Raw genomic sequence first — 15,379 nt, 5'->3', positions numbered from 1 at the left:
AAGAGGCCCGCGAACTCTTCGACCGGCTACTGGCACTGCGCAACGACCTGGGCCTGCTCGCCGAGGAGTGGGACCCACGGCTCAAGCGCCAGGTCGGCAACTTCCCCCAGGCCTTCAGCCACGTCCCACTGATCGACACCGCCCTGCGGCTCACCCCGGCCCCCGGCCGTGCGGCGCGCGTCGACGGTGGCGGGCAGGCCTGACGGTACCGCCGGGGGCCAGGGTGCGTCCGTCGGGGCTGAAGACCACGGGACTCACCGCGCCGGTGAGCTCGGCCGGCCCGCCGAGGGTGCGGGCATCCCACAGCCGCGCCACCTTGCCGTCATCGCTGGTCGTCCTTCGACCCCGCCGAGCTCCTGGCAGGAGCCGGCGGTGAGGATGTGCCGAATCACCGGAGGCGCTCCGGTGCCGAGGTCGGCCGTCAGCGAAGCCCCGGCCCCTCCGTGACGGGCAGGCACTCGGCGAGCAGGGCGAGGATGTCGCGCCAGGCCCGCTCGGCGTGCAGCGGGTGGTGGCCGACGCCGGGGAGGACGGTGTGGTCGACCGGCGGGTGGTGGAAGGCGTGCAGGGCTCCGCCGTAGACTACGAGGCGCCAGTCGACGCCCGCGGCCTGCATCTCGGCGGCGAAGGCGTCCCGTTGCGCGGCGGGCATGATCGGGTCCTCCGACCCGACCCCGGCCCACACGGGGCAGCGGATGCGCGTTGCCTCGCCCGGTCGGCCCGTGGTGAGGGCGTTGACCGTCCCGATCGCCCGCAGGTCGACGCCGGCGCGTCCGAGTTCCAGCGCGATCGCGCCCCCGGTGCCGTAGCCGATGGCGGCGATCCGGTCGGGGTCGGTCCGGGGTTCGGCGCGCAGCACGTCGAGTGCCGCACGGCCGATGCCCCGCATCCGGTCGGGGTCGGCGAGCAGCGGCATCACGCGCGCCAGCATCTCCTGCGGGTCGGTGAACCAGCGTCCGCCGTGGAGGTCGAAGGCCAGGGCCACGTACCCCAGTTCGGCGAGGGCGTCGGCTCGGCGGCGCTGGAAGTCGTTCAGGCCCGGCCCCTCGGGGCCGATCAGGACCGCGGGCCGGCGGCCGGCACCGGCGGGCAGCGCGAGGTGCCCGATCATCGTCAGTCCGTCGGCCGGGTACTCGACCGTGCGTGTCGTGACCGTTGTCATGGGACGGGACAGTAGTGCCGGCCGGGCCCCGGTCGGGCCGGTCTACGCCGTCGGCAGAGGAGGTGGCGCGGGCCCTCACGCTGTGCCGGTCGGGCAGCGGCCCGTTCCAGCCCGTCGAGGATCAGGTCGAGCCCGAACTCGAACTCGTCGCCGTACGTAGCCGGGTTGCCGCACGTGCCCGGCGCCGGACGGGCCGCCAGGCGGGGCTTTCTCCCGAAAAGATTTGCGGCTTTTGGTCATGGTTTTGGTCGATGTGGTTAAAGACCCGGCCAAATACTCAGGTGAACCCTTGCCGATAATGTGATCACATGTGCAGGCACTGTGGCGTTGTGCGTCGCAGGGGAGGGAACGGTCCGCTCCACCGAGCGGGCCCGATCAACAGGAGTCGTACCATCAACACCGCCATCCGCAAGGCCGCCCGTGGGGCGATGCCCGTCGCCGTCACCGCCTCCGTGCTCGCCACCGGCCTCACCGCCTGCGGCACCGTCCAGCAGCTGTCCGCCGCGCAGAAGGTGTCGAAGGCCTTCGACAAGGTCGGTGACGGCAAGTCAGTCGGCTTCACCCTCTCCATCGCCGCCACCCCCGAGCAGGTCGCCGCGTTCGCCAACACCGGCGAGCACAAGGGCGGCAAGGGCCTGGTCGGCTCCGCCCGGGGCGTCGACCGCGAGATGGACGAGAAGACCGCCAAGGCGATCTCCGGCCTCTCCGTCTCGGTCGCGATCTCCGCCGACAAGCCGCTCAAGGAGGTCGAGGCCTTCAAGAACGCCGGCAAGGACGGCAAGAACACCGACCTGACGCTCGACAAGTCGGTGCGCATCTCCTACCTGCTCTCCGACCGCAGCGGCACCGCGCTGCTGGAGTACCGCCAGATCGACGGCACGGGGTACCTGCACGCCGATGCCAAGGGCCTGGTGAAGCTCGTCGGCGAGGACCCGTCCTCGGTGGACGAGCTCCGCAAGGAGCTGCCCGAGAACCTGAAGCCGGTCGGGGACGTGCTGGCCGGCACGTGGGTCTCCATCGACCTCCAGTCGCTCGCGGACCAGGCGAAGCAGTCCGACGGCAAGAAGGCCGCCCCGAGCGCCGCGCCCACCGTCGACCCGGAGCTCGGCGGCCAGCTGCTCAACTCGATCAAGGACGTGCTCGGCCGCACCGTCACGTACGAGGACAAGGGCAAGAAGGACGGCACCGAGCACCTCTGGATCAGCGCCCCGGCCCGGCAGCTGGTGGACGAGATGTACAAGGCCGTCAAGCCGCTGTCCGCCAAGTTCCCGAAGCAGTTCGGGGAGTTCCCGGACCAGGCCCCGAGCGACGTGCCGGACCGCCGGATCGGTGTCGACCTCTACCTGAAGAACGGTGACTTCTCCTCCGCCACCTTCGACCTCGCCCAGCTGGCCGACAAGGTGGAGCCGGGCGTCAACTTCCCGGTGAAGCTCGCCTTCAACCAGACCGCCCCGAACGTCCAGGCGCCGTCCGACGCGGTCAAGTTGACCAACGACCAGCTGATGGACGCGGTGCTCGGCCTGGCCACCTCGGGCGGCCCCGGTGGCTTCGACCCCGAGGACACGGGCGACCTCCCGCTCGCCCCGCCGCTGACCGACGCCCAGCTCAAGGAGCTGGCCGGGCTCGGCATCACGGACACCGAGGCGCGCGCCTTCAACCGGGCCGGCCTGACCTTCGAGGACATCAAGGAGATCGCCCAGGAGGACACCCCGCCCCGGGCCTGATCCTCACCCGGGCCCAGCCGGCGCCCGGGCCGACCGGCACCGGTGACCGGCCGACCGCACGCAAGCGGTCGGCCGGTCGCGCGTTCCCGGTCGGGTGCGCGACGCGCCCGGGTACCGTGCGCGCCCGGGTGCTCAACCGCGCGACGGCGTCGGCGCCGTGGCGGTCGGCAGGTCGGCCGGCCTGCCCTCCGAGTCCACCGGCGTGTCGTCGGGGTAGCGGGCGCACTCGGTGGTCGCGGCGACCGCGAGGGTGTGGTCCACGGGGTCGAAGCGCAGGGAAGCGGTCTCGGCGAGGGAACCCGGACCGGTGGCCGGCGGCTTCAGCGTCAGGCTGGGGACCGGGGCGGACTCGTCGGAGGAGGTGACGGTCCACCCCTGGGCGGTCAGGGTCTGCCGGGCCCGTCCCACCGCCTCCTCCCACTGGGGCCGTGCGACCCCGGCAAGGGTGAACTGGGCGCGGATGGCCGCCGTGCGGGGCTGGTCGGCACCGGTGTCGTTCATGCTCTCCAACAGGTGGGAGAGGCCCCGGGCGGAGCAGACGCCGTAGATCCGGGCCGTGATCCCGTCGTCCTGGTGGCGCACGCCTGCCGGCGTCGCCTCCGGCGGCAGCGCGAGGGCGTCGTGGACGGTCTGCGTCCGGGCGTCCAGGTGCTTCGCGACGGCGGCCGGATCCGCCACCGGGTACGGCTTGCCCGTCCACGCCTGTGCCGCGGCTTCGTACGTCGTGTACCCGACCGCGCCGAGCGCCAGCGTCCCTGCGGCCCCGGCCACCGCCGTCACCCGCAGGGCCGTGCGGCGGCCGGGCCCGTCCTTCGTTGCGCGATTCCTCATGATCGCCATCGTCCACCGCCGCGCCGGGCCGCCGCGTGAGTACGGATACTCAACCGGCGGCGTCGGCGTACCTGGTCGTACCCGTCGTACCCGTCGTCAGGCGTGGGCGGCGGCGCACTCCGGGTGGCCCCAGGAGCTGCCGACCTTGGTGATCTTGTCGCCCTTGGCGTACGGGCGGCTGCACGGGCAGGTACCGGGGAAGCGGGCGTTCAGGGTGCGCGAGCCACCGCTCCGCTTGGCGGTGCCACCGGTTCCGGTGGCGGCGGGCCGGGCGGTGCGCGCCTTGGGGGCCTTCGTGGCGGCGGCCGGCTCGGGGACCGGCAGGTCTGCGGCGGTGCCGCAGGCGTCCTGCTGGGTGCGGGCGGCGTCGCTGGCCGCCTTGTCGGCGATGGCGTTCAGCGGGTCGCCGTCCACCTGGTGGGCCGGCACGTACACGAAGGTGACGTCCCGGCCCTCCAGCAGGGCGTCGATCGCCTGAATGAGCTCCTGGTTGGCCACCGGCTTGCCGGCCGCCGTCTTCCAGCCGTTGCGCTTCCAGCCCTTCAGCCACTTGGTCACCGAGTCGCGGGTGTAGGTGCTGTCCAGCCGCACCTCCAGCGGCACCGCCGGGTCCGTCGCGGCCAGCAGCTGCCGCAGCGCCGTCAGCTCGCCCACGTTGTTAGTGCTGTGCCCGAGCGCGCCGGCCTGCCAGCGCTGGGGCGCCCCGGCGGCGTCCGCGACCACGTAGGCCCAGCCCGCCGGACCGGGGTTGCCCTTGGCTGCTCCGTCACACGCTGCAATGACTCGTTCGACCATGCCCCGATCATGCCTGGTCGGACGGCCCGGAGCCAAAGTCGCTCAGCTGCGCAGCAACGGCAGCAGCAGCGCCGCCGACCAGCTGAAGTTGGTCGCGTTGCGTCCCTCCCCCGTCAACGGGTCGTAGTTCTCCCGCACCGGGCCGTCCCCGGCCAGCCCGGCGGCGGTGGCCAGCAGCCGCTCGACCGTCCGCCGGGCGTCCTGCTCCCAGCCGTAGCGGCGCAGGCCCTCGACGGCGAAGTAGGTCTGGTCGAGCCAGGCCAGACCCCGCCAGTAGCCGGCCGGGTCGAAGGACGGCGAGCTACGGGCCACGGTCGGGAACGGCATGGCGGTGCCGAACTCGGCCGGGTCGAGCAGCAGCCGGCGAACGGCACGGGCCTGGGCGGCGGTGGCGGTGCCGGACCAGAGCGGGATCGCGCCCTCGATGCCGCGGCCGCGGGCGGTGAGTCGGGCGCCGGTGGCCAGGTCGGTGTCGTGGAACCAGCCGGTGGCCGGGTCGTACATGGTGTCGCGCACGGCGGCGTCGATCCGGTCGGCGCGGGCGCGAAGCCGTTCGGCGGCGGGCCGGTCGCCCAGTTCGGCGGCGATCAGTGCCAGGTGGCGGTGGTCGGCGGCCAGGTAGGCGTTGAGGTCGACCGAACGCTGGTCGAGCGACCAGCCGAGCAGCGTCCCGTTCGCGTCCCGGTTGGGGACCACGGTCGCGGCGTCGAAGCGCGGGGCGTTGTCCATCCCGGACTCCCAGGCCGCAGCCTCCCGGCAGTCCTCGGCGGTGGCGTTGGCCGGGTCCACGGTGGCGCCGTACTCGCACAGGCCCTCGCCGAGGTGGTCCCGGGTGCGGTACCACCAGTCCAGGTAGGCGGTCAGCCTGGGCAGCATCTCCCGCAGGAAGGCCCGGTCGCCGCTGCGCCGGTAGACCTCCCAGACCGCCCAGGAGGCCAGCGGGGGCTTGGAGTTGCGCTCGTTCCAGTTCCCGCCGCCGGTGCCCGGGTCGTTGTAGAAGACGCAGTCGGGGACCATGCCGGCGTCCTGCGGGCGGTCGGCGGAGCCGGCCCCCGGCCGGTGATCGAACGGAGTCTGGTGGTCGAACACCGCCCGGATCTGGTCGGCGGCCAGGCCGGGCGCGAAGGCGGCGGTGCCGACGGCCTGCTTCCAGGTGTCCCAGGCCCAGACCCCGCTGAACCACTTGTAGGACAGCGTGGGGGTGACGGCGTCGTGCCGGATCCGCCCGGCCGGGCTGCGCCAGTTGGTGACCAGGGTCTGCACGCACTTGACGGCCGTGCGGCGGCGGGCGGCCGGGACGCCCTCGGTGGCCCGGGTGAGGTACCCGTGCCACCGGGCGGTCCCCTGCGCCGCGACCCGCTCCGGGGTGCGCAGCGCGGCGTCGGACTCGGCGGCGGCCCGGGTGTACTCGGCCTCGGTGAAGGTGTAGCTCTCGGTCCAGTCCAGGCTGCGGGTCTCCCCCGGCGCCAGCCGTACCGGCTCGGCGAGTTCGGTGCGGTGGCCGTCGCCGTCGGCGCTCAGGACGACCCGGACGGGCCGCGCGTGGCGCACCGCGAAGCGCTCGGTGCCGTCGGTGAGGTAGTCCCAGGTCTGCCGGACCTCGGCGAAGCGCACCTCCGGGCCGCGTTCGGCGGCGACCAGCTTCGGCGCGTCGCGCTGCGGGCCGGTGGCGGGGCGCAGCAGTCGGCCGGCCCAGGCGACGGCCAGGGTCCGGACGGCCGGGCCGGTGTTGGCCAGCCGGGCCCGGAGCAGGGCGGTGCGGTTGCCGGCGAAGCGCAGGTCCAGGGTGAGGGCGAGGCCGCCGCCGAGGTCGTGGGACAGCCGCAGCAGGCCGGGCAGCGAGCTGCTGCGCGGGGGTGCGCCGGCGGTGAGGTCCAGGGGGCGGCCCTGTTCGGTGAGCTGGAGGCGGGTCAGGCCGTCGCTGAGCCACCAGGGGTACTCCTGGGCGAGGTACAGCGGGCCGGTGAAGCCGCCGGGCTGGTCGGTGGGGCGGGGCAGGGCGTAGGCGTGCCAGGCGCCGAGGTCGGCGAAGACGTTGATCGGGTTGTTGCCGCGGGCGTCGCCGGGGTAGGCCTGGGCGGGGGTGCCGTGCAGGTCGAGGACGTCGGCGTAGCGGTCGTCCGGCCAGGCGTCCGCGACGGAGGTGTCCGCGTGGGCGGCGCGGGCTCCTGCGAGGGTGCCGGCCGCGGCGAGGGCGGCGGAGCCGGCCAGGACGTGGCGGCGGGTCAGCGGGTTCACGGGCGCTCCTGGGCGGCGGGGAGACGGATGACGGCGGCGCCGAGCGGCGCGAGGGTGACGGCTCCGGCGGCCTCGGTGCCGGTGAGCAGGTCGGTGCCGGGTGTGGGGAGCGGGACTCGCAGCTCGTGCGGGCCGTGGTTGAGCAGGAAGAGGTAGCCGGTGCCGTCGTCGGCGTGCCGGCGGGTGGCCTCGACGCCCGCCGGGAGGTCCGGCAGTTCGGCGCCCGCCCCGGCCTCGGCGAGTGCCAGGTCGAGCACCGGGCCGGGGCCGGCGCCGAGGTGGCAGCTCAGGTACCAGGCGCTGCCGGCGCCCAGGCGGTTGCGGGTGACGGCCGGGAGGCCTGCCAGCGCGCCGGAGTCGTAGTGGGCGACGGTCTCGGCGGCCTCGGTCTCGATCCATTCGCTCCAGTGCTCGGCGTGCAGCTCGGTGTGCGGCTCCGCGCCGTCCAGCCGTACGACGGTGGTCGCGCCGTCCGGGATCGGCCAGTGCTCGTCCACCACGATCCCGAACAGCTCGCGCAGCGGGCCGGGGTGGCCGCCGGGGTGGATGTGGTCGTGGCGGTCGGTGATGCCGCTGAACGGGCCGCAGACCAGCCGGCCGCCGTCCCGCACGTAGGCCGTGAGCCGGTCGGCGGTGACCGTGTCGAGCAGGTAGAGGTTGGGGGCGAGCACCAGCGGGTAGCCGTCGAGTTCGGCGGTGGGCGGGACGAAGTCGACGGTGACGCCACGTTCGTACAGCGCCGCGTACCAGGGGCGGAGCAGGTCGGGCCAGCGCATCCGGGCGGAGGGGTGGTCGTCCAGTTCCAGCGCCCACCAGCTGTCCCAGTCGAGCAGGACGGCGGCCCGCCCGCGCAGCCGGCTGCCCGCGATCTCGCCGAGCCGGCGCAGTTCGGTGCCGAAGCGGACGGTCTCCTGCCAGCCCCGCGAGGCGGTGCCCCGGTGCGGGAGCATCGCGCTGTGGAACTTCTCGGCTCCGGCCACCGAGGCGCGCCACTGGAAGTGCAGCACCCCGTCGGCGCCGCGGGCCAGCGCCTGGAGCGACCAGAGGCGGTAGAGGCCGGGGCGTTTGGGCACGTTGACCGGCCGCCAGCTGACCGCGGAGGGGGCCTGTTCCATCAGCAGCCAGGGGCGGCCGCCCTTGAGCGAGCGCATCAGGTCGTAGTTCATCGCGGCGTTGACGTGGGCGCGTGGGTCGGCCGGGTCGGGGTAGGCGTCGTCGGAGACGAAGTCCTCGTGCCGGCTCCACTCCCAGTAGTCCAGTGCCTTGAGCATCGACATGAAGTTGGTGGTGACCGGGACACCGGGCGAGACCTCGTCCAGGACGGCCTTCTCGGCGCGGTGAAGGTCGAGCAGGGCGTCCGAGCAGAACCGGCGCCAGTCCAGCAGCTGCGTCGGGTTGACCGGGCCGGGCGCGGTGCGCGGCGGCTCGATCTGCTCGAAGGAGTTGTAGTGCTGGGACCAGAAGGCGGTGCCCCAGGAGCGGTTCAACTCCTCGATGGTGCCGTGCCGTTCGCGCAGCCAGCGGCGGAAGTCGGCGGCCGAGGCGGGGCAGAAGCACTCCTGGACGTGGTCGCCGTACTCGTTGTGGATGTGCCACAGGGCGAGCGCGGGGTGGTGGCGGTAGCGCGCGGCGAGCGCCCGGGTGAGCCGGACGGCGGCGTCCCGGTAGGCGGGCGAGGAGGGGCAGTAGTGCTGGCGAGAGCCGAACTCCAGCCGCACCCCGTCGGCGGTGACCGGCAGCAGCTCGGGGCGGGCGCGGACCAGCCAGGCGGGCGGGGAGGCGGTGGCGGTGGCCAGGTCGACGGCGATGCCGTGTCGGTGCGCGAGGTCGAGCAGGCGGTCCAGCCAGCCGAAGTCCCAGCTGTCGGCGTCCGGTTGGAGTCGCGCCCAGGAGAAGACGCCGACGGTGACCAGGTTGACCCCGGCCTCGGCCATCAGCTTCACGTCCTCGGCCCACACCTGCTCGGGCCACTGCTCGGGGTTCCAGTCCCCGCCGTACAGCAGGCCGGGCACCCGGGTGAGGTGGTTCCTACGGGGGGTCATTCGGAGTTCATCCCTTCAAGGCTCCGCCCAGCAGGCCGGCCACGAACTGCCGCTGGAAGACGAGGAAGAGCACCATCAGCGGGAGCGTGGCCAGGAAGGAGCCGAGCATCAGGCCGGAGTAGTCGACGTGGGTCAGTCCGGTCAGTGTGTTCAGCGCGACCGGCACGGTGTACCTGTCCTCGGTGTTGAGCATCAGCAGCGGCCAGATGAAGCTGTTCCACTGGCCCATGAAGGTGAAGATCACCAGTGCGCCCAGCTGCGGCCGCACGCACGGCAGCACGACCTGGTAGAAGGTGCGCAGCTCGCCGGAGCCGTCGATCCGGGCCGACTCCAGCAGCTCGTCGGGGAAGTCCAGGAAGCCCTGGCGCATCAGCAGGATGCCGAAGGAGTTGGCCAGGAACGGCACGATCACGGCCTGGTAGCTGTCGATCCAGCCGAGGCTGGCCATCATCTGGAACAGCGGGACCAGCAGCACCTGCAGGGGGATCATCATGGTCGCCAGCACCAGGCCGAGCAGCAGCCCGCGGCCGCGGAAGCGGTACTTGGCCAGCCCGTAGCCGCACATCGCGGACAGCAGCGCGCTCAGCACGGTGTAGACGACGGCGATCCCGAGACTGTTGAGCAGCACCCGGCCGAAGCCGATGGTCTCCTGGAGGTGCACCAGGTTGCGCAGCAGGTTGCCGCCGGGCAGGAACGGCGGTGGGGAGTGGAACAGTTCGGAGCTGCTGTGGGTGCCGGCGATCAGCATCCAGGCGAAGGGCACCAGGCTGAGCACGGCGCCGAGGGTGAGGACGGCGAGGACGGCGATGCGGCCGAGCCGGGCCGGCAGCGGGGTGCGGCCGAGCCGGGCGGGCCGGCTTTCCGGCGAGGTGCTGCTCATCGGCGGCGTTCCCTTCCGTAGAGCCGGAACTGGAGCAGTGAGACCGCCGCGATGATCAGCACGACCACCCAGGCGATGGCGGCCGCGTAGCCGAAGTCGAGCTGCTGGAAGCCGACCTTGTAGAGGTAGACCACCGGGGTGAGCGTGGCGTCGCCGGGGCCGCCGCGGGTCAGCACGTAGTTCTCGTCGAAGAGTTGCAGGGTGCCGATGGTGGAGGTGATGACGCAGAACAGCACCACCGGGCGCAGCTGTGGCAGGATCACGCTGGTGTAGGTGCGCACGGTGCCGGCGCCGTCGAGGGCGGCGGCCTCGTACTGGTCGCGGCCGATCGCGTGGAGTCCGGCCAGCAGGATCACCGCGTTGTAGCCGGTCCATCGCCAGGTGACCGAGCCGATCAGCGAGATCCTGGCCCAGGTGGGCGAGTTGAGCCAGTCGACCGGGCCGAGGCCGAGGGCGTGGAGGAACTGGTTGGCGAGGCCGCCGTCGGTGCGCAGCAGGACCTGGAAGACCACGGCGTAGGCGACCAGGGTGGTGATGGCGGGCAGGAAGAACACCGCCCGCCAGCCGGATCGGAACCGCAGCCAGGACTGGTTGAGCAGGACGGCCAGCACCAGGGCGAGGCCGATCATCACGGGTACCTGGACGGCGAGGATCATGCCGGTGTTGACCAGGGAGTGCAGGAAGGCGGGGTCGTCGAACATCCGCCGGTACTGGTCCAGGCCGACCCAGACGTCGGCGCCGTCGCGGCGGGCGGTGAAGCTCTGGTAGAGGCTGGCGCCGAGCGGGTAGGCGAAGAAGGCGACGAAGAGGACGGTGGTGGGCCCGGCGAACAGCCAGGCGGCGGTGCGTGGGGAGCGCCGGCGGCGGGCGGGGGCGGCCTGGCTCGGGGCCGCCGCTTTGCGCAGGGAGGCCGGGAGGCTGCTGGTCATCGGGCCCGCCCCTACCCGGCCGTTTGGCGGCCGGTCGCGGTGGCGATCTGGCGGGCGGCGGAGCGCAGCACGGTGCCCGGGTCGGCGCCGTTGTGCAGGACCTGGTTGACGGCGGTGGTGACGATGTCGCCGGCCTTGGAGTCGTCCGCGGTGAGCTCGACGGTGGGGATGCCACGGGTGAGCCCGGCGAACATCTGCATGGTCGGCTGGCCGCCGTAGTAGGGGGCGGGCTGCTGGAAGTACGGGTCGTCCAGGGCGGGGAGGTAGGCGGGGAAGAGACCCTCGTGCTGCATCATCGAGGCCTGGTTGGCCTTGTCGGCGAGCAGGAAGGAGAGGAAGGCCCAGGCCGTCTCCGGGTTCCTGCTCTGCGCGGTGACGCACAGGGTGGAGCCGCCGGTGTTGGAGGTGCGGACGCCGCCGGGGGCGAAGGCGGGCAGCGGGACGACGCCGAACCTGCCGCTGAGGTCGGCCATTTCGGCGGTGAGGGTGCCGTCCCACCAGGCGGCGGTGGGGGTGGTGGCGGCCTTGCCGTCGTGGGTGCCGGAGACGAGTCCGTCCCAGCCGTTCTCGAAGTCCACCAGGTCGCGGTCGACGAGCTGCTTCAGCAGGGTGAGCGCGCGTTCGGCGGCGGGGGTGGCGACGGCCACCTTGCCGTCGGTGAACCAGCGCTGGCCCTGCTGCTGGAGCAGCATGGCGAAGAGGCTGTCCTGTTTGGCGTCCAGGATGAGCAGCTTCTTGCCGGTGGCGGCCTTGAGGGTGGTGCCGGCGGTGACGTAGTCGTCCCAGGTGTTGAGGCCGCCCGGGTCGATGCCGGCCTGCTGGAACAGGTCGCGCCGGTAGAACAGGGCGCACGGCCCGCTGTCCCAGGGCAGGGCGTGGACCCGGCCATTGGCGTCCGTCACGGTGCGCCAGGAGGCTTCCGCGTACTGCGACTTGAGGTTCGCGGCGCGGCTGGTGAGGTCGACCAGGGCGTTCGGGAAGTTGCCGATGTAGGTGGGCAGTTTGTGGCCCTCGACGGTGAGGATGTCGGGCAGTCCGCTGCCGGCGCCGAGCCCGACGGTGATCTTGTCGTAGGCGTTGTCGTAGCCGATGTCCACCACCTCGACGGTGGTGCCGGGGTGGGCCTGTTCGAAGACCTTGCCGAGTCGTTGCATGGCCTTGGCGGCGACGTCCCAGGACCAGATGGTGACCTTCCCCGTGACGGCGGCGCCCGGGCTGCCGGTGAGCTGTTTGGCGCTGGTGCCACCGGCACCGCCGGTCGCACAGCCGGTCGCCCCGGCCACCAGCAGTGCGCCGCCCGCGAGTCCGGCCGACAGGACGCGACGGCGGGACGGGCCTGGCGCTGATCCGCCCTGCTCGCGGGCGAGTTGGGGATGTTTTCTGTGCCGGGTTTGTGCGGACATCTTGCCTCCCGACTGGTGAATGCCGAATGCTGTATACAGAACTCAGCATTCACAACCCCGTCAAGGCTTGTGACTGAAATCGCGGAAGGTGCCCCGATGAGCACACGCGTCCCCCGAACCCACCCGTACATCCCCAACTCCGCCCCGGAGGTGAGGAAAGCGATGCTGGCGGCGGTCGGCGCCCAGGACGTCGAGGAGTTCTACGCCGACATCCCCGCCGCCCTCCGGCTGGAGCACCCGCTGCGGCTGCCCGAACCGCTCGGCTCCGAGGCCCGGCTGGTCGCGCACATGGAGGAGCTGCTCTCCCGCAACACCGCCGTACCGCCGGGCCGCAGCTTCCTCGGCGCCGGCTGCTACCGCCACCACGTGCCCGCCGTGGTGGACGAGGTCGTCAACCGCAGCGAGTTCCTCACCGCCTACGCGGGCGAGCCGTACGAGGACCACGGCCGCTTCCAGGCGCTGTGGGAGTACCAGTCGCTGATGGCCGAGCTGCTGGCCGTCGAGGTCGTCAACGTCCCGACGTACGACGGGTTCCAGGCCGCCGCGACCGCACTGCGGATGGCCGGCCGGGCCACCGGGCGGCGCCGGCTGGTCCTCGTCGGCGCGATCGACCCGGACCGGCTCTCCCGGATCCGCGACTACGTCCGGGGCGTCCACGAGCTCGTGCCCGTCCCGGCCGACCCCGCCGCCGTGCAGGACGCGCTGGCCGAGGGCGACGCGGCCGCCGTCTACGCCCAACTCAACGACCACTGCGGCCGGGTGGACCAGGAGCTGCCACGGTACATCGAACTCGCCCATCAGGCTGGAGCGTTGGCGGTCGTCCACGTCAACCCGATCAGCCTCGGCGTGCTCACCCCGCCCGCCGAACTCGGCGCCGACCTCACCTGCGGAGACCTCCAGCCGCTCGGCATCCACCCCAGCTTCGGCGGCGGCAACGCGGGCTTCATCGGCAGCCCGGACGACGAACGCCTGGTCGCAGAGTACCCGAGCCGGCTGTTCGGCCTCGCCCCCACCGAGGTCCCCGGCGAGTACGGGTTCGGCGACGTCGCGTACGAGCGCACCTCCTTCGCCCTGCGCGAGGAGGGCAAGGAGTGGGTCGGCACCGCCGCCGCCCTGCACGGCATCGCCGCCGGGGTCTACCTCGCGCTGATGGGCCCGCACGGCATGCGTGAGATCGGCGGGACGATCCTCGCCAACACCGCCTACGCCCGGCAGTGCCTCGCCCGCGTCCCCGGCGTGGAACTGCCGGACCCGCAGGCCGTGCACTTCGCCGATTTCACCGTCCGCTACACCGGCGAGCGCAGCGCCGCCGAGATCGCCGAGGCGCTGCTCGCCCTCGGCCTGCACGGCGGCACCCCTGCCGGGACCGACGAGGGCCGCTACTGCGTGACCGAGCTGCACACCCGGGCCGACATCGACCGCCTCGCCGACGCACTTGAGGAGATCGTGAAGTGACGAACCATCAGACAATTGGCGCCGTGGACCCAAGGATCGCCCCCAAACCCGCCCTGCGCCGCTTCCAGCAGGCCCGTTGGGACGAGAAGCTCGTCTTCGAACTGGGCGCCCCGGGCGAGCGCGGCGTCCTGCCCCCGCTGCCCGAGCCCGCCGTCACCGCCGCCGTCGGCGACCCGGCCGAGCGACTGCCCGCCGCGCTGCGCCGCAGCGCGCCGCCCGCCCTGCCCGAACTCGGCCAGCAGCAGGTGCTCCGGCACTACCTGCGGCTCTCCCAGGAGAACCTCGGCGCCGACCTCAACGTGGACGTCGGCCAGGGCACCTGCACCATGAAGTACAGCCCCAAGGTCAACGACACCTTCGTCCGCGACCCCCGGATCGCCTCCCTGCACCCGGCGCAGGACGCCTCGACCGTCCAGGGCGTGCTCGAACTCGTCCACCGGCTGGAGCAGTTGCTCAAGGAGATCTCCGGCATGGACCGGGTCAGCCTCCAGCCCGGCGCGGGCTCGGCGGCGATCTGGACCAACGTCTCGGTGATCCGCGCCCACCACGCCGCGCGCGGCGAGCTGGAGCAGCGCGACGAGGTCATCACCACCGCCTTCTCCCACCCCTCCAACGCCGCCTGCGCCAAGACCGCCGGCTTCAGGGTGATCACCCTGCACCCGGACGCCGACGGCTACCCCGACATCGAGGCGCTGCGCGCCGCCGTCGGCCCGCGCACCGCCGCGCTGCTCATCACCAACCCCGAGGACACCGGCATCTACAACCCCCGGATCGCCGAGTTCGTCCGGATCGTCCACGAGGCCGGCGGCCTGTGCGCCTACGACCAGGCCAACGCCAACGGCATCCTCGGCATCACCCGGGCCCGCGAGGCCGGCTTCGACCTGTGCCACTTCAACCTGCACAAGACCTTCTCCACCCCGCACGCCTGCGGTGGCCCGGCGGCCGGTGCCTGCGGCGTCACCGCCGAGCTCGCGCCCTACCTGCCGCGCCCCACCGTCGAGTTCGACGGCGAACGGTACGTCCTGGACGACGACCGGCCCGAATCGGTCGGCAAGATCCGCCCGTACCTGGGCGTCGTGCCGAACCTGGTGCGCGCCTACGCCTGGATCACGGCGCTGGGCGCCGAGGGGCTGCGCGCGGCCGCCGAGACCGCCGTGCTCAACAACAACTACCTGCTGCACCGGGTACGGCAGATCCGCGGCGTCTCCGTCCCCTACGCCGAGGGCCGCCCCCGGGTCGAGCAGGTCCGCTACAGCTGGCAGCAGCTCAACGAGGACACCGGCCTGCACAGCGAGGACCTCGGCTACCGGGCCGCCGACTTCGGCACCCACTACTGGACCAGCCACCACCCGTACGTCGTCCCCGAGCCGATGACGCTGGAGCCCACCGAGTCCTACTCCCGGGCCGACCTGGACGAGTACGCGGCGATCCTCGCCGAGGTCGCCCGCGAGGCGTACGAGGACCCGCAGACCGTCCGCACCGCACCGCACAACTCCACCGTGCACCGGATCCGGCACGAGCCGCTGGACGATCCGGCGGTCTGGGCGGTCAGCTGGCGCGCCTACCGCCGCAAGGTCCTCGGCGAGCAGCCGTGACGCCCGCCCCGAGCGCCCGGATCGGGCTCGTGGTCAACCCGGTCGCCGGCCTCGGCGGCCGGGTCGGCCTCAAGGGCAGCGACGGCACCGAGGTCCAGCGGCGGGCCCTGGCGCTCGGGGCCCGCCCGCAGGCCGTCGCCCGGGCCGAACTGACGCTTCGTCACCTTCCGTCGGACATTGAGCTGATCACCGCCGACGGCGCGATGGGCGCCGAGTCCGCCCGCATGGCCGGGCGGCCCGCGCGGGTCGTCCACCGGCCCGCCAGGGCGGACACCACCACCGCCGCCGACACCCGAGCGGCAGTGCGCGCCCTGGCCGCGGCCGG

12 protein-coding genes and 1 pseudogene are annotated in these 15,379 nt (G+C 73.0%); 5 read left to right on the top strand and 8 right to left on the bottom strand.

Annotated elements, in window-relative coordinates; genetic code table 11:
- The coding region (locus KS423_RS19680) for a glycoside hydrolase family 15 protein (protein ID WP_224280866.1) at positions 1-203 on the top strand (203 nt) is incomplete at its 5' end.
- 218 nt (positions 204-421) lie between these two features.
- Here the strand turns inward: KS423_RS19680 and KS423_RS19675 are convergent.
- Positions 422-1,162, bottom strand: a complete 741-nt coding sequence (locus KS423_RS19675) for a dienelactone hydrolase family protein (RefSeq protein ID WP_224280865.1) — start codon at positions 1,160-1,162, stop codon at positions 422-424.
- 428 nt (positions 1,163-1,590) lie between these two features.
- Between KS423_RS19675 and KS423_RS19670 the strand changes: the two genes are divergently transcribed.
- The gene (locus KS423_RS19670) at positions 1,591-2,886 is read left to right on the top strand and encodes a hypothetical protein (protein ID WP_224280864.1); all 1,296 of its coding nucleotides are present in this window, start codon (positions 1,591-1,593) and stop codon (positions 2,884-2,886) included.
- A 132-nt stretch (positions 2,887-3,018) separates the two neighbouring features.
- On the opposite strand, the gene KS423_RS19665 is transcribed toward KS423_RS19670, so the two are convergent.
- The 7 genes from KS423_RS19665 to KS423_RS19635 all read right to left on the bottom strand — a co-directional run bounded on the left by KS423_RS19665 (position 3,019) and on the right by KS423_RS19635 (position 12,004).
- Entirely contained in the window at positions 3,019-3,717 is a 699-nt protein-coding gene (locus KS423_RS19665; protein WP_224280863.1) for a hypothetical protein, read from the bottom strand.
- Between the two features lie 96 nt (positions 3,718-3,813).
- Positions 3,814-4,512, bottom strand: a complete 699-nt coding sequence (locus KS423_RS19660) for a ribonuclease H (RefSeq protein WP_224280862.1) — start codon at positions 4,510-4,512, stop codon at positions 3,814-3,816.
- A 42-nt stretch (positions 4,513-4,554) separates the two neighbouring features.
- A complete protein-coding gene (locus KS423_RS19655) occupies positions 4,555-6,750 on the bottom strand; it encodes a trehalase family glycosidase (protein ID WP_224280861.1) in 2,196 nt (731 codons plus the stop codon).
- Complete coding sequence (locus KS423_RS19650) at positions 6,747-8,792, bottom strand: beta-galactosidase (protein WP_224280860.1); 2,046 nt, start codon at positions 8,790-8,792, stop codon at positions 6,747-6,749. Before KS423_RS19650 ends, KS423_RS19655 begins: the two co-directional genes overlap by 4 nt.
- 7 nt (positions 8,793-8,799) lie before the next feature.
- Positions 8,800-9,672 carry a carbohydrate ABC transporter permease gene (locus KS423_RS19645; protein ID WP_224280859.1) on the bottom strand — a complete coding sequence of 291 codons (873 nt, stop codon included), beginning with the start codon at positions 9,670-9,672 and terminating at the stop codon, positions 8,800-8,802.
- The gene (locus KS423_RS19640) at positions 9,669-10,601 is read right to left on the bottom strand and encodes a carbohydrate ABC transporter permease (RefSeq protein ID WP_224280858.1); all 933 of its coding nucleotides are present in this window, start codon (positions 10,599-10,601) and stop codon (positions 9,669-9,671) included. Before KS423_RS19640 ends, KS423_RS19645 begins: the two co-directional genes overlap by 4 nt.
- Before the next feature lie 11 nt (positions 10,602-10,612).
- Positions 10,613-12,004: an ABC transporter substrate-binding protein gene (locus tag KS423_RS19635; protein ID WP_224280857.1), complete on the bottom strand. Its 1,392-nt coding sequence runs from the start codon at positions 12,002-12,004 to the stop codon at positions 10,613-10,615.
- Positions 12,005-12,100: 96 nt separating this feature from the next.
- On the opposite strand from KS423_RS19635, the gene gcvPA reads away from it, so the two are divergent.
- The 3 genes and pseudogenes from gcvPA to KS423_RS19620 form a co-directional block, all read left to right on the top strand.
- The gene (gcvPA, locus tag KS423_RS19630) at positions 12,101-13,459 is read left to right on the top strand and encodes an aminomethyl-transferring glycine dehydrogenase subunit GcvPA (protein ID WP_224280856.1); all 1,359 of its coding nucleotides are present in this window, start codon (positions 12,101-12,103) and stop codon (positions 13,457-13,459) included.
- Between the two features lie 23 nt (positions 13,460-13,482).
- Positions 13,483-15,054, top strand: coding sequence for an aminomethyl-transferring glycine dehydrogenase subunit GcvPB (gcvPB, locus tag KS423_RS19625; RefSeq protein WP_224280855.1), 1,572 nt, complete (start codon positions 13,483-13,485; stop codon positions 15,052-15,054).
- A pseudogene (locus tag KS423_RS19620) lies at positions 15,051-15,379 on the top strand (ATP-NAD kinase); the annotation flags it as partial. The gene gcvPB and the pseudogene KS423_RS19620, both read left to right, overlap by 4 nt.

The organism is Streptomyces sp. LS1784, from assembly GCF_020103755.1.
Lineage (GTDB): Bacteria > Actinomycetota > Actinomycetes > Streptomycetales > Streptomycetaceae > Kitasatospora.
This window is presented reverse-complemented; position numbering and strand designations above follow the sequence as displayed.

Coding starts and splice junctions, on each gene's coding strand:
- KS423_RS19675 (WP_224280865.1), bottom strand. CDS start 1,162: ATGACAACGGTCACGACACGCACGGTCGAGTACCCGGCCGACGGACTG.
- KS423_RS19670 (WP_224280864.1), top strand. CDS start 1,591: ATGCCCGTCGCCGTCACCGCCTCCGTGCTCGCCACCGGCCTCACCGCC.
- KS423_RS19665 (WP_224280863.1), bottom strand. CDS start 3,717: ATGAGGAATCGCGCAACGAAGGACGGGCCCGGCCGCCGCACGGCCCTG.
- KS423_RS19660 (WP_224280862.1), bottom strand. CDS start 4,512: ATGGTCGAACGAGTCATTGCAGCGTGTGACGGAGCAGCCAAGGGCAAC.
- KS423_RS19650 (WP_224280860.1), bottom strand. CDS start 8,792: ATGACCCCCCGTAGGAACCACCTCACCCGGGTGCCCGGCCTGCTGTAC.
- KS423_RS19645 (WP_224280859.1), bottom strand. CDS start 9,672: ATGAGCAGCACCTCGCCGGAAAGCCGGCCCGCCCGGCTCGGCCGCACC.
- KS423_RS19640 (WP_224280858.1), bottom strand. CDS start 10,601: ATGACCAGCAGCCTCCCGGCCTCCCTGCGCAAAGCGGCGGCCCCGAGC.
- KS423_RS19635 (WP_224280857.1), bottom strand. CDS start 12,004: ATGTCCGCACAAACCCGGCACAGAAAACATCCCCAACTCGCCCGCGAG.
- gcvPA (WP_224280856.1), top strand. CDS start 12,101: ATGAGCACACGCGTCCCCCGAACCCACCCGTACATCCCCAACTCCGCC.